At 66.6% G+C, this 22,153-nt stretch carries 6 protein-coding genes and 1 pseudogene; 2 read left to right on the forward strand and 5 right to left on the reverse strand.

The annotated features are described in order from the left end of the window. The 4 genes and pseudogenes from OGV19_RS05210 to OGV19_RS05225 all read right to left on the reverse strand — a co-directional run. A pseudogene (locus tag OGV19_RS05210) lies at positions 1-4,767 on the reverse strand (non-ribosomal peptide synthetase); the annotation flags it as partial. Between the two features lie 4 nt (positions 4,768-4,771). After that, positions 4,772-7,864, reverse strand: a complete 3,093-nt coding sequence (locus OGV19_RS05215) for an amino acid adenylation domain-containing protein (protein ID WP_264312436.1) — start codon at positions 7,862-7,864, stop codon at positions 4,772-4,774. Next, positions 7,861-16,800, reverse strand: a complete 8,940-nt coding sequence (locus OGV19_RS05220; protein ID WP_264312437.1) for a non-ribosomal peptide synthetase — start codon at positions 16,798-16,800, stop codon at positions 7,861-7,863. Before OGV19_RS05220 ends, OGV19_RS05215 begins: the two co-directional genes overlap by 4 nt. A 6-nt stretch (positions 16,801-16,806) precedes the next feature. Continuing rightward, positions 16,807-17,784, reverse strand: a complete 978-nt coding sequence (locus tag OGV19_RS05225; RefSeq protein WP_264312438.1) for a TauD/TfdA family dioxygenase — start codon at positions 17,782-17,784, stop codon at positions 16,807-16,809. A gap of 201 nt (positions 17,785-17,985) precedes the next feature. On the opposite strand from OGV19_RS05225, the gene OGV19_RS05230 reads away from it, so the two are divergent. Beyond that, positions 17,986-18,201, forward strand: a complete 216-nt coding sequence (locus OGV19_RS05230; RefSeq protein WP_264312439.1) for an MbtH family protein — start codon at positions 17,986-17,988, stop codon at positions 18,199-18,201. Positions 18,202-18,226: 25 nt separating this feature from the next. Then, positions 18,227-19,624 carry a diaminobutyrate--2-oxoglutarate transaminase gene (locus tag OGV19_RS05235; protein ID WP_264312440.1) on the forward strand — a complete coding sequence of 466 codons (1,398 nt, stop codon included), beginning with the start codon at positions 18,227-18,229 and terminating at the stop codon, positions 19,622-19,624. 261 nt (positions 19,625-19,885) lie between these two features. Here OGV19_RS05235 and OGV19_RS05240 read toward each other — a convergent pair whose 3' ends face one another. Continuing rightward, a complete protein-coding gene (locus OGV19_RS05240) occupies positions 19,886-21,463 on the reverse strand; it encodes a hypothetical protein (RefSeq protein WP_264312441.1) in 1,578 nt (525 codons plus the stop codon). Positions 21,464-22,153 lie beyond the last annotated feature (690 nt).

Here is a 22,153-nt window from a genome sequence, read left to right on the forward strand (position 1 = left end):
TTATCCCTCCATAGAGTCGGTGCTGATGCGGGTGCGACGACGGCTGCTGCCCAGACGGGCCAGGCTCTGTTCGCTGCGTGCGCTCACGTGCTGCATGCGTTGTTCCTGAAGCGTGCGGCGCAGCGGTTCGACGACCGTGTCCACCGGTACTTCAGGGGCCGCCACCAACTGTTCGAGCAGGCTCACGAAGGCGCCGGCAAAGGCTTCGGCGCTGTGGGCTTCGAACAGGTCGGTGCTGTATTTCAGGGTACAGGCCAGGCTGCCCTGGCTTTCTTCCACGCTCAGGTGCAGGTCCAGCTGCGACTGGCCGTGCTCGATGCGTTCGGGCGCGACCGTCAGGCCCGGCAGCTCAAGCGCGCCGTCCGGATGGTTCTGCAGCACCAGCTTGGCCTGGAACAGCGGGTTGCAGGCCAGGCTGCGTGGTGGGTTGAGTACCTCCACCAAGGTATTGAACGGCAGCGCCTGATGGCTGAAGGCTTCCAGCACCTGAGGCCGCAGGCGTTGCAGCAGGCTGTTGAAGCTGGGGTTGCCGGAAACGTCGCCACGTAGTGCCAGTTGGTTGATGAAGAAGCCCACCAGGCCTTCGGTCTCGCTGTGCTCGCGGTTGGCCACGTCGGTGCCGATCACCGCCTGGGTACGTTCGCTGTGCAGGTACAGGTTCAGTTGCAGCACCCCCAGCAGGCCCATGAACAGCGTGGCGCCGTGGTTCAGGCACAGCTGTTTGAGCGCTTGGGCCGGGGCCGCGGCAACTTGGAACGACAGCCGCGCGCCCAGGCCGCTGAGCACTTGCGGGCGCGGGCGATAGCTGAACAGCTCCAGCGGCGGCAGGGGCTCGCCCAGGGCCTGTTGCCAATAGCCCAAGTGGGTTTGCTGGGTGCTGTGCAGCTGTTGGCGTTGCCAGGCGGCGTAGTCGCTGTACTGGATCGGCAGCGCCGGCAGGCTCGCCGCGGTGCCGTTCAGGGCCGCGCTGTAGAGCTGGCTGAGTTCGCGTACCAGCACGCCCATCGACCAGCCGTCGGAGACGATGTGGTGCATCACCAGCAGCAGCAGGTGCTGCTGGTCGTCCAGGCGGACCAGGTGCAGGCGCAGCAGCGGTGCCTGGCGCAGGTCGATGGGGCGCGTCGCCAGTTCGATCAGCAGGCGCTTGGCGTGGGCTTCGCGTTCGGCCTCGGGCACCTGGCCGAGGTCATGGCGCTCAAACGGCAGCTCGATAGTGTCCTGCACGGTGACATGCAGGGCACCGTCCTGTTCGTGGAAGCTGCTGCGCAACGCTTCGTGGCGCTGGCCCAGTTGCTGGAAGGCCTGGCGCAGAGCGGATAGGTCGAGCCGGCCAAGCAGCCGCGCGGCACTGGGGATGTGATAGGCCGCGCTGTCCGGCTGCATGGCTTGTACCAGCCACATGCCCTGCTGGGCATGGGACAGCACCCGGCGGCCAGCGGCCGGCAGCGCGGCCAGCGTGATCGGCGCCTGGCGGCCGGGCTCGGCGTGATCCAGCAGCACTGCCAGCTGGGCGATGGTCGGTGCCTCGAACAGGCTGCGTAGGGGCAGTTCCAGGTTCAGCTCCAGGCGGATGCGGGCGACCAGTTGCGCGGCCAGCAGCGAGTGGCCGCCGATGGCGAAGAAGTTGTCGTCCATGGCGATCGCCTGCTGCCCCAGCACGTTCTGCCAGAGTGCCAGCAACTGCTGCTCGCGCTCGCTCTGCGGTGCCCGCTGGCTGCTGCCCTGGGCGCTGTAGTCCGGCGCCGGCAGGGCGGCGCGGTTGAGCTTGCCGCCGGGGGTCATGGGCATCTGCGCCAGGGCGACGAACGCTGCGGGCACCATGTAGTCGGGCAACTGCTTGGCCAGGTGCTGGCGCAGTTCGGCGGTGTCCGGGGCTGGCCCGTGGTACACCAGGTAAGCCACCAGGCGGCGGTCGCCGGGGCGGTCCTCGCGCACCAGCGCCAGGGCCTGGCGTACCAGCGGGTGGGTGCGCAGGCGCGACTCGATCTCGCCCAGCTCGATGCGAAAGCCGCGCAGCTTGACTTGCTGGTCGATACGCCCGAGGTACTCGTAGGTGCCGTCGGCCAGGCGCCGGGCGCGGTCGCCAGTGCGGTACATGCGGCTGCCCGGTGGGCCGTAGGGGTCGGGGCAGAAGCGCTCGGCGGTCAGGCCGGGCACGTCGTGGTAGCCGCGTGCGAGCAGCTCGCCGCCGATGCACAGTTCGCCGGGGACACCCGCTGGCGTGAGGTTGTCGTCGCGGTCCAGCAGGTAGTAGGCGCGCCCGCGCAGGGGGGCGCCGATCGGCAGTTGCAGTGGCAGCGGGTCGTGCTGCAGCAGCGCGTTGCAGTCCTGGATGCTGGAGACCACGGTGATTTCCGTGGGGCCATAGATGTTCAGCAGGCGCACCGCGGCCAGGCCGGCCTTGCGCCAGGCATCCAGGCCTGCGCTGGGCATCGCTTCACCGCCGACGCTGACCAGGCGCAGCTCGCCGTAGGCCGCGTGCGGTTGCAGGGCGAAATCCTGGGCCAACTGGAACCAGTAGGCGGTGGTCAGGCAGGCGGCGACGGTGATCCGGTGGCGGTACAGGCGGGCATGGAATTCGCGGCTGTCCCACAATTCTGGGCCGCGCACCACAAGGGCCGCGCCGCAGACCAGCGGCGGGAACAGCTGGTCGACGAAGCCGTCGAAGTTGAAGGTCGAGAACTGCAGTACCCGGTCGTCGGCCTCGACCCCATAGTAGGCGCGTGCCACTTCGCTGTAGCCGGCCAGGGAGCGGTGGGTGACCGCCACGCCCTTGGGTTTTCCGGTGGAACCGGAGGTGTAGATCACATAGGCCAACTGCTCCCGATGTACCGGGCGTGTGCTTGGCACCCCGACCAGCGCTGGCGCGCTGGCGTCCAGGCGGGTGACGTCCAGGCAGGGGCGCTGGTACGGTGCCATCACGGCCTCGGTCTGCGGGGTGACCAGCACCAGGCGGATATCGGCGTCGTCGATCATGTGCGCCAGGCGCTCGCCGGGGAACTGGGGGTCCAGCGGCACGAAGGTCAGCCCGGCATTGAGCGTGCCGAACACTGCGGCGACGATGTCCAGACCGCGCGGCAGGCACAGGCCGATGCGCGCTTCGGCGGGCAGGTCCAGGGCCAGCAGGTGGCGGCTGATCAGCTCGACGTGCTGCTGCAGGGTGGCGTAGCTCCAGGTGCTGTCGTCGTGGATCAGCGCGATGCGCTGGGGCTGCTTGGCCGCCTGCGCGGCCAGGCGCAGGTGCACCAGCTCCGGCAAGGGGCCGAGTGCCAGCGAAGCCTGGCAGTCGGCCAGCAGGCGTTGCTGTTGCTCGGCACTGCTCAGCGGCAGTTGTGCGATGCGTGCAGTGGGCGCCTGCGCCAGGCTGTGCAGCAGGGTGGCGTAGCTGTGGGCGTGCGCTGCCAGGGTGGCGGGCTCGAACAGGTCGGCGTTGCCAGTGAAGGTGATTTCCAGGGCGTCGCTGCGCTCGACGACGTTGAGCACCAGGTCGAACTGCGCGCTCAGTTGCTCGCGCTCGATCTCGTCGATGTCCAGGCCGGGCAATTGCAGACGGCGTGGGGTCTTGCCGTCGAGCAGGTTGAACATCACCTGGAACAGCGGGGAGTGCTGCAGCTGGCGCTCAGGCTCCAACGCCTGGACCAGCCGCTCGAAGGGCAGCTGCTGGTGGGCGAGGGCCTGGCGGCGGGTGTGCTCGATGCTGTCGAGCAGGGCGTCGAAGGGCTGGCGGCCATCAAGCTGGCAGCGCAGTACCAGGGTGTTGATGAAGCAACCGATCAGGCCCTCGGTCTCGACCCGGGTGCGGTTGGCCACCGGTACCCCGACGCGCAGGTCGGTCTGCCCGCTGAGGCGGTACAGCAGCACGTTGAAGGCGCCCAGCAGCACGCTGAACAACGTGGTGCCGCGGGCCTGGGCCAGCTCGCGCAGGGCCTGGCACAGTGCCGCGTCGATGTGCAGCGAGTGGCGCGTGCCGCGACCGCTCGGCTGCCGGGGCCGTGGGTGGTCGGTAGGCAGCTCCAGGGTGGGCTGCTCAGTGCCGAGCTGCTCGCACCAGTAGGCAAGGTCGGTCGCCAGCGCGCTGTCGCTGAGGCTGGTCTGCTGCCAGACCGCGTAGTCGTGATACTGGATCGGCATGCCCGGCAGGTCGCTGTCGCGGCCTTGCAGGGCGGCGCTGTAGAGGGCGGTCAGTTCCTTGACCAGAATGCCCAGCGACCAGCCGTCGGCGACGATGTGCTGGGCGCACAGAATCAGCACGTGCTCATCGGCGTCGAGCCGCGCCAGCAGGCCGCGCAGCGGCGCCTGGCGCAGGTCGAAGGGGCGGTTGCTCTCGCTGTCGATCAGCTGTTGCAGGCGCTCGGTCCGCTGCTCGGCGGGCAGCGCCGAAAAGTCCACCTGGGTCAAGGGCATCGGCAACTGGGCGTGGACGGTCTGGCGGGCCTGGCCGTCGATCTCATCGAAGGTGCTGCGCAGGATCGCGTGGCGGTCGATCAACTGGTCGAAGCTGCGTTGCAGGGCCGCGCTGTCCAGACGGCCGCGCAGGTGCAGGGCTGCCGGCATGTTGTAGGCGCTGCTGGAGGGGTCCAGGCGATGCAGGAACCACAGGCGTTGCTGCGCCCACGACAGCGGGTGCGGGCCGGCTTCGCTGGCAGCGACGATCGGCAAGCGGCTGAGGGCGAAGCCTTGCGCGGCCAGGGCTGCGGCGAAGGCTTGGCGTTTTTCCGGGGCGAGCCTGGCGATTCGCGCGGCCAGTTGCTGGGGGTCGAGTTGCATGGCTTCAGCTCCTTGGCGTGGCGGCGGATTGGGCACGGGCCTGCAGGGCGGCGCGCTCTTCGGGCGACATCGCCGCCAGCATGCGGCGCAGCTCGGTGACCTTCAGCAGCTTGCCTGGCGAGCTCTCCTGGGCACGCAGGGCATCGGCCAGTGCGGCCACGCTCGGGTGGTCGAACACCAGCGCCGGGGCGACTTCCAGTTGCAGCAGGCTGCGCAGGCGGGTGCACAGCTTGATGACGATCAATGAATGGCCGCCGAGGTCGAACAGGCTGTCGGTAATGCTCAGGCTTGGCTGTTCGAGCAGTTCCTTGTAGAGGTCGACGAGCAGTGCATCGAGGGCATCGCGCGGTGGCAACTCGACCCGCTCGCTGGCCTGGCTGTCTGCACTCGGCAGTGCGCCGAAGTCGACCTTGCCGTTGGCCAGGCGTGGCAGCGCGGCCAGGCACAGCAGGTGGGCCGGCATCAGGAAGTCGGGCAGCCGCCCGCGCAGTTCGCCGAGCAGCGTGGCGCTGTCGCGCTGGCTGACGGCATAGGCCAGCAGCTTGCCGTCGCGGTACTGCACCACGGCTTGGCTGACCCCTTCGAGGCAGGCCAGGGCCGCTTCCAGTTCGCCGGGCTCGACGCGGAAACCGCGGATCTTGATCTGCTGGTCACTGCGCCCTGCCAGTTGCAGCTGGCCGCTGGCCGACAGGCGTGCCAGGTCGCCACTTCGGTACAGGCGCTGGCCGGGTTGCAGCGGGTCGTCGATGAAGGCGTCGGAGTCTCGGTTCAGGTAGCCGCGGCAGACCTGGGCGCCGCCGATGTACAGCTCGGCCAGGGCACCGAGCGGGGCGGGTTGCAGGCCGGTCGGCGTGGCTTCGAGCAGGCGCACCCAGGTGTTGGCCAGGGCGTGCTGCAGGCCCAGCGGGGCGCGTGGGTTGTAGCCCTGCTCGAGGCTGTACAGCACGCCCACGGTGGTTTCGGTGGGGCCGTAGTGGTTGTGCACGCGGCTCTCGGGTGCCAGCTGTTCGATGCGCTGGCGCAGGCTGCCGGGGCAGGCTTCGCCGCCGAGGATCAGCACGCGGGGCAGGCTGCAGGCCGGCTGGCCTTCGAGCAGCGCCGCCAGGTGCGAGGGCACGATCTTCAGGCAGTCGACCTGCCCGGCTTCGAGGTAGCGGGCGAAGGCGGCGGCATCGCGGCTGGCCTGGTCGTCGGCCAGCACCAGGCAACCGCCGGTCCACAGTGCGGCGTAGAGGGTGGTGTTGCCTAGGTCGGCGGCCACCGAGGATATCAGGGCGAAACGTTGGCATTGCTCCAGGCTGAGCGCTTCGCTGACCGCCGCGGTGTAGTTGAGCAGTTGGCCGTGCTCGATGAGCACGCCCTTGGGCTCGCCGCTGGTGCCGGAGGTGTACAGCAGGTAGGCGGCATCGGCCAGGCTGATGTCATTGTCGGCCACTGCGGCGGCTGGGGATTGGAGCAGTTCGGCCAGGGCGCTGCCCTGCGGGCCGCCGATCAGTAGCTGCGGTTGGGCGTCGGCGAGGATCCGCTCGACGCGCGCCTGTGGCCAGGCCGGGTCCAGCGGCACATAGGCGGCGCCGGCGCGCAGCACGGCGAGCAGGCCGAGCAGCAGCTCGGCCGAGCGTGGCAGCAGCAGCGCGACGTTGGCGCCGCGGCCGATGCCACGCGCTTGCAGCACTCCGGCAAGGTGTTCGACCTGGGCATGCAGCTGGGCATAGTTCAGGGTCTGCTCGGCGGCCATCAGAGCCGGGGCGTCGGGGCAATGCTGCGCCCAGTGGGCCAGACGCTCGATCAGCGGGCGGCTGCCATAGTCACGCTGCGGGCCGCGCAGCTGTTGCTGCACGCGCTGATGCGCAGGCGGGCTCAGTGGCAGTTCGCGCAGGGTGCGCTGGCGCGGCTGTTCGACCAGGGTTTCGAGCAGTTGGACATATTGTTCCAGCAGGCAGCGCAGATCGGCCTCGGGGTACTGCGCGGTGGGTGACTGCAGGCTCAGTGGCTGCAGCTGGCCCTGGGCGTCGAGGGTTACCTGCAGCGCCAGCTCGAAGCCCGGATCGACGCCGGGCAGGGTATCGACCGACCAGCGCAGACCGCCGCTGGCGAACGCTGCGCTGTGGCGCACCAGGTTGAAGCCGACCGTACGCTGCAGGGTCAGCGTGGTGTCGGCGACATTCCAGTACTCCTGCTGTTGGGCATGACCTTCGAGCTGGTCGGCCAGGCGTTGCAGCCAGGTGCTGAAGGGCTGGTCGAGCGCTGGCGCCAGGGCCAGGGGCAGGATCTTTTCGTAGACACCGATGCCGTTGGCCAGGGTTTCATAGTCGAAGCGGCAGTCCTGCTGCCAGCCGGCGATGAACTCGGCGCTACCGCAGATGCGCGCCAACAGCGTCCACCATGCGGCCTGCAGCACGGTATCCAGTTCTTGCCCTTCGCTTTCGGCCAGTTGTTGCAGCTGTGCCAGCAGCGGCTCGGGCACGGCGTGCTGCACGGCATTGCCGATGGCCTGCGGCGCAGGTTCGCCCAGGCCGGCCAGGCGCAACGGTGCCAGGCTTTCCAGGCCAAGGCCGGCCCAGTAGGCACGCCCGGCGGGGGCTTCCTCGTCGGCGTCCAGATCGTTGCGCCATTCGACGTACTGGCTGTACTGGAAGGCTTCCTCCAGCACCGCAGCGGGCTGGGCATACAGCGACGCCAGTTCGCCGAGCAGGTTCTGCAGGCTCAGCCGGTCGCTGGCGCAGGTGGCGACGTACAGGTCGAGGCGCCACTGCTCGGCGCCCAGCTGGCGCACGATACCGCGCACCAAGCGACCTTGGTCGATGGCCAGCGGCTGGGCGGCCAGGGCGTGCTGCCCGGCGTCCAGCAGGTGCCAGTCGAGGGTGCTGGCGACCACGCTCTGGCGCAGGTTGCGGTACAGGGTCGATGGGCGCAGCGCCACGCGCAGGCTGGTGTGGCGTTCGATCACCTGCAGCAAGGCTTCATGCAGGCGGCCCGGCTGCAATGGCCCGGCAAGGTTGACGCCCAGGTGCAGGGGCGCACGGCCGTGCTGCACGGCCAGGGCCTGTTCGGCGCTCAAGGGGAGGTCGTGGTTCAAATCCTGGGTGTGGTTCATTGCGCGGTCTGATCCTGCAGTTCCATTGCGTTGTGTCGGGCGGCCAGTTGGGCCGGTTCATGCATGTCGCCCATGGCGACGGCGATCTTGCGCGGGCCTTCGTACGGGTCGCGGGCGTGGGCGGCAATCAGGTTGTCGAGCATCACCACGTCGCCACGCTGCCAGTCGAAACGCACCGCGCAGGCTTCGTACAAACGGCCGATCAGGGCCATGCTGGCGTCGTCGATCGGGCTGCCGTCACCGAAGTACACCTGGCGTGGCATACGCTCCTGGCCGACCATGTTCAGCAGGTCTTCACGCACCTGGGGCTCCAGGCAGAAAGTGTGGTGCAGCTGCAACTGGTTGAAGAAGCTGCGCTCGCCGCTCAGCGGGTGGCGGATCACCGCCGGGCAACGGGTACGGGTTTGCAGTTCGTCGTTGGCCAGCCAGCGGAAGTCGGTGTTGCTGGCCCGGCACAGGGCCTCGACCTGCTCGCGGCTGTCGGTCTTGAAGAACTCGCGCCAATTGACGTCCAGGCGCTCGGTGAAGGTGCGCACGTACAACAGGCCCTTGCGTTCGAAGGTTTCGGCCAGCTCCGTCGGCAGCTGACGGTACAGCTCACGGCAGTCGACGATTGGTGTGGCGCCACCGACCGGCGAGGGCTGTTCACAGTAGAACCACTGCTTGCGCGGCGAGCGGGGCAGGTGCGAGCTCTCGTTGTGGAACAGGATCATTTCCCGCTCCGGGTAGGGCGTGGAGCGGTAGATGTTGCGCCCGCCTTCCTTCTTGGGCAGGTCGCCATAGCCGCCGAACAGGCCGGGGTGAATGGCTTCGGCAAAGGCTTCGAAGGCTTTCGGGTCATCCAGGGCGAAGCCGCGGAACAGCAGGCCACCGTGCTGGCACAGCAGGGTGTCGATCAGGTCGCGGGAGCTCTGGGCCCAGCCTACCGGGTCCAGGTCCGCGGCCACGGGTTCGATCAGCAGCGGGAACTCGCGGCCGGGTTGCAGCGCCGTGGTGCGGATCAGTGGCCGCGGCGCGGCGGCGCGAGCCGGGAGCTTCTTCAGTTTGTCTAGCTTGCTGGATGATGGGGCTGGTGTTGCCAAGGCCGGTGTCTCCACGGAGGGCAGCGTGACGGTGAATTGGGCAAGGGCTGCGTGGGGCTGGTCGACTATTTGCTGCAGCAGGTTGAGCCAGGCGTCGATCAGTGCGTCGATGCGCTCGCCCTTGAACAGGGCGCGGGCATACACCCAGTCGCCGCGCATGACTTCGCCGTGGCGCTCGAGGAACAGCGCCATGTCGAACTTGCTGGTGCGTTCGGCCGCAGGCTGCATGCGCACCTCGAGCCCAGGGATCGAGAAGTCCGCCTCAGGGGTGTTCTGCAGCACGAACAGCGCCTGCACCAGTGGGTTGCGGCTGCGCTCGCGCGGAACCTGCAGCGCCTCGACGATGCGGTCGAACGGCAGCGCCTGATGCTCCAGGGCTTGCAGGCAGGTGTCGCGGGTGCGGCCGAGGAACGCGCGCAGGTTCTCGCCGGCCAGGCGGCGCGAGCGCAGCGGCAGGACATTGACGAAGAAGCCGATCAGGCCTTCGAGGTTGGCTTCCTCGCGGCCAGCGACGTCGGTGCCCAGCAGCAGGTCGTCGGCACCGGTGACCGCGTGCAGCAGCAGTTCGAAACTGGCCAGCAGAAGCATGTACAGGCTTACCCCTTCGGCCAGGGCCAGGGCGTCGAGGCGTGCCAGCAGGGGTGCGGGAATTTCCAGTGCTTTGGCGGCGCCACGGGCGTCGGCCTGGGCCGGTCGTGGCCAGTCGCAGGGTAGGGCCAGCACCTGGGGCGCGCCATGCAGCTGCTGCTGCCAGAAGCCGACTTCCTGTTCCAGTGCGGCGCCTTGCAGGCATTGGCGCTGCCAGGCTGCGTAGTCGGCGTACTGCACCGGCAACGTCGGCAGCGGCGCCTGGCGGCCTTCGCGCAGGTTGGCATACAGCTGGCTGAACTCGTTGACCAGTACGCCCACCGACCAGCCGTCGGCGACCATGTGGTGCAGGGCCAGCAACAGCAGGTGCTGCTGCTCACCGAGCCTGAGCACCCGCGCCCTGATCAGTGGCGCCTGGCGCAGGTCGAATGGCAGGCGCAGGTTGTCCAGGCTTTCCTGTTCGGCCACCTGGTGGCGCTGGGCGTCGTCAATTGCGCTGAGATCGCGCAGGGTGACGTCCAGCTCCAGCTGTTCGGCAATCAGCGTAATCGGCTCGCCGTCGATGTCCTGGTAGCTGCTGCGCAGGACTTCGTGGCGCGCCAGCAGGGCATTGAAGGTGGCCCGCAGCGCGGGCATGTCCAGCGGCCCGTCCAGGGTCAGGCTGGCGGCCATGTTGTAGGCCGCTGATGGACCGTGCAGGCGATCGACCATCCACAACCGTTGCTGGCTGAGCGACAGCGGCATGTGCGCCTGGCGCGCTACCGGCAGCAACTGCGGGCCTGCCGCAGCCAGGGCCGGCTCGGCGGCCAGGGCATCCAGGCGGGCGGCCATTTGCCACAACAGCGGTGCTTCGAACACGCTGCGCAGCGGCAGCTCCAGGGCGCAGCGCTGACGGACACGGGCAATCAGTCGGGTGGCCAGCAGCGAATGCCCGCCGGCCTCGAAGAAGTGGCTGTTGCGGCCCAGTGGCTGGGCGGGCAGCAGGGCCGTCCACAGTTCGCCAAGCAGTTGCTCGTTGGCGCTGGCCAGCGGTTCGACGTCGATGTGTTGCAACGACGGCGGCGGCAGGGCCTTGCGGTCGACCTTGCCGTTGGCGTTTGTCGGCCAGGTATCCATGGCGACCCATAGTGACGGCACCATGTACGCCGGCAGGCTGTCGCGCACGTGCTGGGCCAGCAGGCTGTCATTGAGCTGATGGCCGCTGCGGCCCTGCCAGTAGCCCACCAGCATGTCGCTGCCGCCCAGGTGTTGCAGGCTGACCATGGCGCGCAACACGTCCGGGTGGCGCTCCAGGTGCGCCTCGATCTCGCCGGGCTCGATACGGAAGCCTCGCAGCTTGAGCTGGAAGTCCTTGCGGCCCAGGTACTGCAGCACGCCGTCGGCGTCCCAGCGGGCCAGGTCGCCGCTCAGGTACAGGCGGCTGCCCGGCGCGCCGAAGGGGTTGGGGATGAAGCTGGCGGCGGTGCGCGCCGGGTCGGCCAGGTAGCCGCGGCTGACGCCGATACCGCCGATGGCCAGTTCGCCGACCACGCCCGCGGCCACCGGTTGCAGGTCGTGGCCCAGCACGTACAGCTCGCTGTTGGCGGTGGGCCGGCCGATGGCGACATTGGCGCCTTGGCCGGGTGCCTGGTACAGCGGCTGGAAGGCTACGTCATCGGAGCACTCGGCCGGGCCGTAGGCGTTCATCAACGGGATCTGCGGGTAATGACGGAACCATTCCTGGGCGGTGGCCACCGGTAGCGCCTCGCCGGTGGGCAATACCCAGCGCAGGTGCGGCAGCGGCAGCGGCTGGCCGTCGAGGCTTTCGAGCATCGCTTGCAGCAGCGCCGGTACCGGTTCGAGCAGGCTGACCCGGCGCTCGCTCACCAGTTGCAGCAAGGCGTGCGGGTCGCGCACCAGGTGGTCGCCGATGATCTCCACGCAGGCGCCGAACAGCGGTGCGGTGAGGGTCTGCCAGACCGAGATGTCGAAGCAGGCCGGGGCGGTCTGGGCGATCACGTCGTCGGCGTTCAGGCCCAGGGGCTGCAGCTTGGCCAGCATGTTGTTGAGCATGCCGGCGCGGGGCACCATCACCCCTTTGGGCTGGCCGGTGGAGCCGGAGGTGAACAGCACGTAGGCCAGTTGCTCGGCGCACGCTGGCTGGCTCGGCAGGATGCCGCTGGTGCTCATCTCCAGCAGGTCGGCCGGCACGGCGCGGTGGCCTTGGTAGACCGAGGCCAGGGGTTCGGCGTAGGCCTGGCTGCAGACCACCAGCGGTTCTTCCAGGCGCGACAGCACCTGTTGCCAGCGCGCCGGCGGCTGCGAGGGCTCCAGCGGCAGCCAGGCGCAGCCGGCACGCAGGGTGGCGACCATCAGGCAGAACCATTCGATGCCGCGTTCGGCCAGCAGCGCCACCGGTTGGTCGGGCCGTGCGCCCAGGGCCTGCAGGCCACGGGCCAGGCGTTCGGAGCGCTGCCACAGTTGGGCGTAGGTCAGCGACTGTTCGGCACAGCGGGCGACGATGCGCTCGGGATGGGCGGCAACCTGGGCGGCTACCCGCGCTTCCCAGCTTTGTTCGAGGCTGTAGTCGGCCGGGTTGAGCCCCCAGTCCAGCAGCTGTCGATGCTCTGCCGGGCTGAGCGTGGTGAGTTGCTCCAGGCGTGTGTCCAGCGGGCAGTCAAGCGCCTGCAGCAGGTTCAGCAGGTCATCGCTCAGGCGCTCCAGGGCGGCGGCGGGCAGGCGCTGGGCGTCGGCGCTGAACAGCACTTCCAGGCAACGGCCGGGCAGTACTTCGACGGTCAGGCCGTAGCTGGTCTGCTCGAGGTTGTCGAGGACCTTGAAGGTCAGCTCGCCCGCTTGCAACTGCCGTTCGCTGAGCGCTGGCAGGTTCTGGAACACCAGCAGGGTGTCGAACAGCCCGGCACCGCGTGGGTGCTGCTGGAGGATCTGCGCCAGTGGCGTCTGCTCGTGTTCGCGCATGGCCACGCTGACCGCCTGGACCTGTTGCAGGTAGTCGCCCAGGGACATGCCCGGGGCAGCCTGCAGGCGCAGCGGCAGGGTATTGATGAATACGCCGAGCATCTGTCCGGCATCGGCCAGCGCGTCCGGGCGGCCGCTGCTGGTGACGCCGAACATCACCTCGGTGTGGTTGTTGCTGCGCGCCAGCAGCAGGCCCCAGGCGGCTTGCATCAGGGTGTTGAGGGTCACCCGGCAGGCTTTGCCCAGTTCGTTCAGGCGGCGGCTGTGGGCCTCGCTCAGGCGCAGGCTGCGGCTGTGGTAGCGCGCGGTGGCGGTGGGTTCGGCCGGGTTCAGGGCCGGCAGGCTGCCGACGCCTTCGAAGTTCGCCAGGTGTTGCTGCCAATAGTGCAGGCTGTGCTCGGCCGGCTGCGCGGCGAGCCAGGCGATGTAGTCGCGGTAGGGGGGACGCGACGGCACGGCGTGGCCGTTGTAGCGGGCCAGGATCTCCTCCATCAGCATCACCGAGCTCCAGCCGTCGGCGATCAGGTGATGGCGGCTCCAGATCAGCCAGCTGTGCTGGGCGTCGAGGTGGATCAGCGCCACCCGTTGCAGCGGCGGGCGTTGCGGGTCGAAGCCCAGAGCACGGTCGGCCTGGCAGTACGCGTCGAGGGCCTGCTGGCGTTGCGCCGGGGTGAAGGCGCTCCAGTCCAGCCGTTGTACCGGCAGGTTAAGTTCACTGCACACGCCTTGCACCGGTTCGTCCAGGCCTTGCCAGAGAATCGCCGTGCGCATCAGTGGATGCGCAGCGAAAGTGGCGTGCCAGGCGGCCAGGTAGCGCTCGGCGTCCAGGGGGCCTTGCAGCTCGGCCTGCAGTTGGTTGACGTATACCCCGCTGCTGCCTTCGAGCAGGCTGTGGAACAGCAGGCCTTTTTGCAGTGGCGAGAGCGGGTAGGCGTCTTCCAGGGTTGTGCCAACCAAGGGCTGCAGAGCCTGGCGCTGCTCGACAGTGAGCGATACCGACGGGCTGGCCGGCGTTTGCGGCGCCGGCGTGGCAGCGGCGGGCTGTGCCGGCTGGCGCTGGCTGAGCAGCAGGGCCAGGGCGTCGATGCGCGGGTTGGCGAACAGTTCTTTGGGGCTGAACTTCAAGCCCAGCTTGCGCGCCTTGGCGATCACCTGCAGGGCGATGATCGAGTCGCCGCCGATGCCGAAGAAGTCGTCCTGGCGACCGATGTCCGGGCGCTCCAGCACTTCGCGCCAGACCGCCAGCAATTGTGCTTCAAGGCCTTTGAGCGGCGAGTCCAGCGTGGCCGCGAGGCGGGCGATGGTGGGGTGGGCGAAGAAATGCTTGGGGGTGAATTTGAGCTGCGCCTTGCGCGCCTTGGCGATCAGTTGCAGGGCCATGATCGAGTCGCCGCCCAGGGCAAAGAAGTCGTCATGGATCGACAGCGCAGGCCTGTCCAGGGTTTCGCACCACAGCGTCAGCAGCACGGCCTCGATCGGGTCGCGCGGGGCGTCGTGCTGCTGCGCGGCGGGCTGCTCTGGCGCCGGCAGCGGCAGGTTGTGCCGGTCGACCTTGCCGTTGCCCAGGCGGGGCAAGCGTTCGAGTTGCAGGTACAGGCTTGGCAGCAGCGGCTCGGGCAGTTGCTCGGCCAGTTGCTGGCGCAGTTGGCCAAGGTTTAGCCCGGGCTCGGCAACCAGATAGGCGATCAGCCGTGGCGCTTCGCCTTCGCCCAGGGTGCGGGCGAGCACCGCCGCTTCGCGGACCCCGGTGCAGGCGCGCAGGCAGGCTTCGACCTCGCCAGGTTCGACGCGAAAGCCGCGGATCTTGACCTGGTCGTCCATTCGACCGAGGAACTCGATGGCACCGCTGGCCAGCATGCGCACGCGATCGCCAGTGCGATAGAGGCGTTGGCCGGGGCCGGCGAACGGGTCGGGAATGAACTGCCGGGCAGTCAGGCCAGGTTGGCCCAGGTAGCCGTCGGCCACCCCGGCGCCGCCGATGTACAGCTCGCCGATGCTGCCCAGCGGCAGCAGCGTGAGGTGTTGGTCGAGCACCTGGGCCTGGACGTTGTCCAGCGGCTGGCCGACCGGGGCGAACCCGGACAGGCTCGGGGTTTCGTCTTGCACGGCGTGGGTCAGGCAGCCGACGGTGGTTTCCGTGGGGCCGTAGTGATTGACGATCCGGCAGGCCGGGGCCAGGGCCTGGATGCGTCGGACCAGGGCCAGGTCCAGGCCTTCGCCGCCGAGCACCAGGCACTGGCGGGGCAGCAGGCGTTGCGGTTCGGCCACGGCGAGCAGGGCGCCCAGGTGCGAGGGCACGATCTTCAGGCAGTCGACCGGGTTGCACGCCAGGTACTGGGCAAGCTCTTCCGGGGCGCTGGCCAGTTCGTCGCTGATCAGTTGCAGGGTGCGGCCGCTGAGCAGCGCGCCGAACCAGGCGGTGTAGCCCAGGTCCGCGGCGACGCTGGCCAGCGCAGTCAGGCTGGCTTCGGGGCTCAGGGCCAGTGGCTTGAGCACGGCCTCGGCGTAGTGGATCAGGTTGCCCTGGGTCACCCGCACCGCCTTGGGCGTGCCGGTGGAGCCGGAGGTGTAGATCAGGTAGGCCAGCTGCAGCGGGTGCGTTTGGCCGCTCGCGGCGCTGGGGTTGCCGGCCAGGGTATGCAGGGTGTGGGCGGGGTCGATCAGCACGCTGGCGGCGCTGTCTTCGAGCAGTTGGCGTTGCCGGGTGACGGGCAGGGCAGGGTCCAGGCACAGGTAGGCCGCGCCGAGTTTCCAGCTGGCCAGCATGGCGGTGATCAGTGCGCGGCTGCGGGGCAGGGCGATGGCGATGACCTGGCCGGCACCGGCGCCGGCCTCACGCAGGCGCGCTGCCAGTGTGCTGGCGGCCTGGTCCAGTTCGGCGTAGCTCAGGCTGCCGTCGGCATCGCGCAGGGCGGTGCGTTGGCCGTGGCTGCGGACCTGGTGGTTGAAGGCGGCCACGGCGGTGTCGAAGGCGGGCGGTTGGCAGGCGCCGGCGCGGCGCGCGCTGTTGGCCGGTGGCGCTGCGGGCAACTGGTGAACCGGGGCGTCGAGGTGCGCCAGGGCGTTGCCGGCGAACCAGGCGAAATCTTCGGCCAGGCGGGCGATACGGTCGGCATCGAACAGGTCGCTGCGATAGCGCCACTGCGCCAGCAATTGCTCGCCGTCGTCCTGCCAACGCAGGTTGAGCTCGTTGGCGGCGCCACGCTGGGTGAACAGGTGCTCGCGTACGCTGTAGTCGGTGAACGCGTCGTCACGACGGCTCGGCATGTAGGTCATCATGCAGTGGAACAGGGGGCCGCTGGCGACCTCCTGTTGCAGGCGCGCTGCCGGGTAGCGGCGATGGCGCAGGGCTTCGCGCAGTTGCTGGGCGGTGTCGCGCAGGCAATCGACCAGGCTCGGGGCATGGGCGAAACGGGCGCGCAGCGGCAGGCTGTTGAGGGTGAAACCGATGAGTTCCTTGTAGCGGGCCTTGTGCCTGTCCATGGTCGGGGTGCCGATCAGGAAATCGTCCTGGCCGGTGTAACGGTGCATGAACACCTGGAACAGGGTCGCGAGGACGACGTACAGGCTGACGCCGTGGGCCTCGGCCAGTTGGCGCAGTTGATCGCTGCGGGCCTGGTCGAGCAGGCACTCGACCTCGCCACCAACAAAGCCGGGTGTGCGTGGGCGAGGGCGGTCGGCGGGCAGCGTCAGTGCGGTTGGGCTGCCGCTCAACTGCTTATGCCAGTAGCTGGCAGCCGCGCCGAGCTTATGCTCGGCCTGCAGCTCGCGCTGCTCGGCCAGCCAGTCGAAATACAGCCCGGCCTGGGGCAGTTCCAGTGGCTCGCCGCTGAGTTCGGCATGGTAGGCGGCGAAGGTCAGCTTGAGCATCCATTCGACGCTGAGGAAGTCGCCGCTGATGTGGTGGGCGGCCATGCACAGGTAGAGGCGGCCCTCGCTCTGCAGCAGGTTGAGCCGGCAGATGTCCGCGGCGGCGAGGTCGAACGGCTGGTCGGCGTGTTGTTCGATCCAGCTGGCGACGCCGGCGTTGTCCAGGCCATCGATGCGCTCGATGCTGGCGTTTACCCGGACCTGCTCGGGGCGATACATGAACAGCGTGCCGTCCTGTTCGCGGTAGCCGCAGTGCAGGGTTTCACAATGCTCGACCACCCGTGCGAACGCTCGGCACAAGGTGGCCGGGTCGAGGTTGGCGCGCAGCTCGCGGGCGGCGACCATGTTGTACGCCGGGCTGGCTGGGTTGAGCTGGTGGTACTGCCACAGCGCCTGCTGGCCGGCGCTGGCAGGGTGCTGCAAAAGGGAGGTCGTCATCCTGGGTCACTCCTGAGCCGGTTCGGCCATGGCCACGATCACTTGGCGTGGCCCTTTGAAGCTGGCGCGACCATGGGCCACCAGCATGTTGTCGAGCATCAGCACATCGCCTTGCTCCCAGGGGAAGCGCACGGTGCATTGCTCCAGCACCCCACGGATTTCCGCCAGTGCGCTTTCTTCGAGCTCGCTGCCATCGCCGTAATAGACGTTGCGTGGTAGGTCGAGCGGGTCATCGACCACGGCCAGCAAGCTTTCACGCACCGCCGGTGGGAGGTTGGAAACGTGGAACAGGTGGGCCTGGTTGAACCATACCCAGTCCTGTGTGACAGGGTGGCGAGCAGTGGCCTGGCACACCTGGCGGGTGCGCAGTTCGCCGTCGTCCTTCCATTCGAAGGCAATTTGGTTGGCCCGGCAGTAAGCCTCGGCGACGGCGCGTTCTTCGGTGTTGAAGGCCTGTTCCCAAGGCAGGTCGAGGCCGTTGCCGTAGTTGCGCACGTACATCAGACGTTTGTCGCTGAAGCGTTGGCGCAGGGCGGGGTCGAGCTGCTGGAAGATCTGCCGGCTGTCGGCGATCGGCGTTTCACCGCCTTCGGCACTGGGCTGGACACAATGGAACCAAATCTTCATGGGCCACTGCAGGGTGTAGGACTGTTCGTTGTGCAGCGGGATGATCTGGTGCGCGGGGTATTCGGTGGAGGTGTACACCCCCTGCTCGATCGCCTTGCGCGGGGTGGAGCCGAATTCGTAGTTGAGCAGCGGGTGGCCGAAGCTGCGTACCAGCGCCTGGAACGACTGTTCACCCAGCACATCGAAACCACGCAGCAGCAGGGCGCCGCTTTCATGCAGGCACTCGTCGGCCAGTGCATGGAGCGCCTCGACGCTCCATGTGCCGGGCTGCTCCGGCTTGACCAGTAGCGGCAGGTTGCGGTCTGGCAAGAGCGCTTGCACAGACAGGCCATTGTTCTGCCCGACACCTCGTCCCATGAGCTTGCTCCTTTGTTCTCTTCTAGTTGTCACAGCCAAATGCCATCGTGGGTAGACCACCGGGCGCTGGCGAAATATATACGAAAGATATGGTAAGTGTTAGTGCAATTCATTAGCATTTGCGCTGTTTGTGTGCGCCTCGACTGCAGCCTTTTTCGGGCAGCCGGGATCCAGTGAAGTCACGTGTTCAAGGAATCGAAAATGGGTTTGGAAAAGGCCGAAAGCGGGTTCGTGGTGGTGGTCAATCATGAGGAGCAGTATTCGATCTGGCCGGATTACAAGGCACTGCCCGATGGCTGGCGCGCGGTCGGCGAGCAGGGCGACAAAGCCCAGTGCCTGGCTTGGATCGAACAGAACTGGACAGACATGCGCCCGCTGAGCCTGCGCCAGGCTCTGCAAACCGCCGATCAACGCTAATCGCAAGCAGTAGAGGGATCGCCCCATGGAAGACATTCAGCTTGCGCAGTTCAGCCTGGCGCATTTTCGCCGCCAGCCGCTACGCCACTTCGATGCTGACCCGCTGCTTGAGCGCCAGGCCGCGCGGGAGTCGAATGCGCGTTCTTATCCACGACGCATTCCGCTGGCACTGAAGGCGGGCCACGGCATCTACGTGCAGGACACCCGTGATCAGCTGTTCATGGACTGCCTGGCGGGTGCGGGCACACTGGCGCTCGGCCATAACCATCCCTGCACCCTGGCGGCGATGCGCGCGACCCTGGACAGCGGCGTGCCGCTGCACACCCTCGACCTGACAACACCGGTCAAGGACCTGTTCGTCGAGACCTTGTTCGATGCCTTGCCGCCAGCTTTCGCGGCTCAGGCGCGTATCCAGTTCTGCGGGCCGACGGGGGCCGATGGCATAGAGGCGGCGATCAAGCTGGCCAAGATCGCGACCGGGCGCAAGGGCGTGTTCTGTTTCTCCGGCGGTTACCACGGGATGACCCATGGTGCGCTCAGCCTCATGGGTAACCTGGGGCCCAAGCAACTACCGGGCTCACTCATGCCCGATGTGCAGGTGCTGCCGTACCCCTATGACTATCGTTGCCCGTTTTCCATTGGTGGCGAGGCCGGTGTCGACGCGGGGCTGAGCTATATCGAGCAGCTGCTGAGCGACCCGGAGTCCGGTGTGCCGCTGCCCGCGGCGGTGGTGGTGGAGGTGGTGCAGGGCGAGGGTGGTGTCATTCCGGCGCCGGCCCGCTGGCTTCAGGGCTTGCGCAAACTGACCAGCGAGCACGGTGTGGTGCTGATCATCGACGAGGTGCAGAGCGGCATTGGGCGCACGGGACGCATGTTCGCCTTCGAGCACGCCGATATCGAACCGGATGTTCTGGTGATTTCCAAAGCAATTGGCGGCGGCCTGCCATTGGCGGTGGTGGTCTACCGGCAAGCGCTGGATGTGTGGAAGCCGGGCGCCCATGCCGGGACGTTCCGTGGCAATCAACTGGCCATGGCGGCCGGCACCGCGACCCTGCGTCATATCCAGGACGAGGGGCTTGTGGCCAACGCTGAGCGCATGGGCGACTACCTGATGGCGCGGCTACGCCAGTTGCAGCGTGACTTCCCGTGCATCGGCGATGTCCGTGGGCGTGGCCTGATGGTCGGTGTCGAGATCGTCTCGACGCAGGCTACTCAAGCACGGGTGCCGGCCGGCGATGGCCTTTTGGCCAAGGTGGTTCAGCAGCAATGTCTGCATGAAGGCATTATTCTCGAGCTGGGTGGGCGCCATGGCGCGGTAGTGCGCTTCTTGCCGCCGCTGACGATTGGTGCCGACGAAATAGATGTCTTGATGGAGAAATTCCAGCGCGCTTTGACAAAAAGCATCCAAGCCGAGCGCAACTAAGCGGGCTTGACCAGGCAGTATCCATTTTGAATGGAACCACGAACGCTACAGCGCCCTTCGCGAGCAGATATCTGTTCGCGTCGGGCGTGTGCCTGCAAACGTGGTTCACTTTCAGTCGAACATTTGCTGCTGTCAAAGGTATTTCTTGCGCGTAACTGCGGCCATCGAGACCATGCACGTAGGTCTGTATAGGCTCCCGGCACGTCACAGGTTCTGCATCATCATGAGGCGGTACAGACCTGCGCGGGCGTCATCACGTTATCAGGCTGTGATTTTCGACGGATCCGCCTGCAGTAACCAGCGACTGCGCTGGGGTTGCAGTAGTCCCTCGAGCAGCGAGACGCCGAGGTCTCGCTGGGCGCTGCGGTCTTTCTCAAGCACATCATTGAGCAGGTTCAGCACGTTGCGTGACTGGGTCATGGCCTTTGGCGTGGTCACGTCAGTCTTGAGGTCGCCGTCGATATAGGTAAGGACCCGCTCCTTCTGGCTTGCCTGCTGAGTTGCGCGGGCTTCGACCAGTAGGCCTTTGTCATAGGCTAAGCGGGTAGTGCTGCTCGCTTGATCGTCGATCAGGTGATAGCTGTAGTTTTGCGACTTACGGTCGTTGTCCAGCGCCAAAGGCGTCATCGGGCTGAGGCTGCGGTGGAACGAAGCGTTGAGCTTACTCTGCTGACTCTGTTCTACCGACAAGTCCTGCCGATCACGGCCCTTGACCGTGGTGATCTGCGAAGTCTGGAAGCTGAAACTGTCAACTTCATCCAGGCGCATTGGGTTGCTTCTGCGCGTGCTCTCGCTTATCGACGCGTTGAAGTCGGCCAGACCGCTGAGTAAAGCGCGATCCTGTTCGTTCAGGGGGGAAGGGCGCTGGACTGCATGCTGACGGTAGTCGTCGACACTGTTGAGTTGGATGAACGCGTCCTTGAGGAGGTTCATCAGGTTCTTGTCACCGCGTCCGCGACTTTGGGCAGCGTCGAACTGGGTCAGGTAATTGTCGATTGCAGTCTTACGCTGAGCCGAACTCCCCAGCAACTCGGTGTCGCGGGTATCCATGTTCAGTTGCACTTCGCCTGAGGGGCCTTCCAGGCTGACGCTACGTGCCTTGTCATTGAGGGTTAAGGCAAATATCTGCTCGCCGCTTGGAGTTTCCAGCTTTGAGGTCATCTGCAATGACGTGAACAGACTCGGATCTAGCTTGGCAAGCGCGCCCAGCTTCAGCTGAGGCGGAACCTCATACAGACCGTCGATGATGGATTGGAACGAGTCGGCGAGCTTGCCCAGGCCCTTGAGCTCCTCGGTGCTAAGTGTCCCGCCCTCGACTTCGGCACTTACCGCTAGACCCTTCTCTCCACTGGCCAGCAACAGACGGATGCTGGCCCCAGAGGCGGTCGTTAGGCTGAAGGTGACGCTGTTATCGGGGTTCTCGCGTAGGTCCTGCTGCAGAAGCTTTAACTCGGCAGGGTCGAGTGGAGAGTCATCTCTGAAGGCGAACACCGACTGAGAGATATTTTTGCCGCCATTCTGCGCGAGCTGTTCGATCAGGGCAGAACCGATGCCGCTGAAGCGGCCTGCGGTTCTGGACGACTCGAAGGCAGTCTGCAGGCTGGTTACGAGCTTGTCCTGGCTATCGCTTTCCCAGGCATAGCGAGTCTGGCCTGATTGAAGGCCATGGCGTGAGTAAGTCTGTGAATCGCTGGAACTGGTGTTCTGGCCGAGAATCACACTCGTGCTTGGGACCGCAGAGACATGGGTGATACTCGTTGGATTGCTGGCACCGGTCGGAGTTGGTTGCGGGGTGATCATGACCTGGGCCAGGCGCTGGGTCGCTGTTATCGGATTCATGGGCGTCCTGCCGTGTTCGGGTGCATTAGTGATATCGGCAGGCCACTATTTATCATTAGAGCAGATGCTCGAAAAACATTGGCATGCCAGTCAGCGGATAGATCGCTGGATCGCCTGGTTCTGCCCGTTGAAGGCTGGCTTCTTCTAGACGCTTCGCACAAAGCCAAGAGCAATTTTTCGGAACACGACTAAGCCATAATTGGGATAGCTATCAAAAAATAAAAACGTTGACTACCGCATGACTACTAGGATTCAGATGTCCACATTCTATGGAACATGGACGATTGCTTTTTCGGAAAATCGTAGTAGTCAAGTGAAAGTGCCGAAATTTGGGATATTTAGGTCGGAAACCATCTGCATGCGCTATTTGGCCTGAAGTACGCCCATCCATCACTCGGTACCCCTAGGCGGGAAAGCCGCGGGCAGCGTGCATGGGCAGTTTGGTTTCTCTTGGGTTTGCAAGAGGTTGCAGTGCGGGATGTCCACGACACTATATCGCCGCGATCGCAGCGCGACGACGAGCCAAGCATCTCTTGTTAGATCGGCACCAAGAATGAAGCATCGCATAGCACCACCTCAGCCCAAGTCTAGTCCGTCCTTGTGACTCTGTTTTTCCTGCACATAACTCAAATTAGGCTCTGCACGAAAAGAGATGTCGCTAACACCGCATGGAACAGTCACGTTGGCTTG

The organism is Pseudomonas putida, assembly GCF_025905425.1.
GTDB classification, from domain to species: domain Bacteria; phylum Pseudomonadota; class Gammaproteobacteria; order Pseudomonadales; family Pseudomonadaceae; genus Aquipseudomonas; species Aquipseudomonas putida_AF.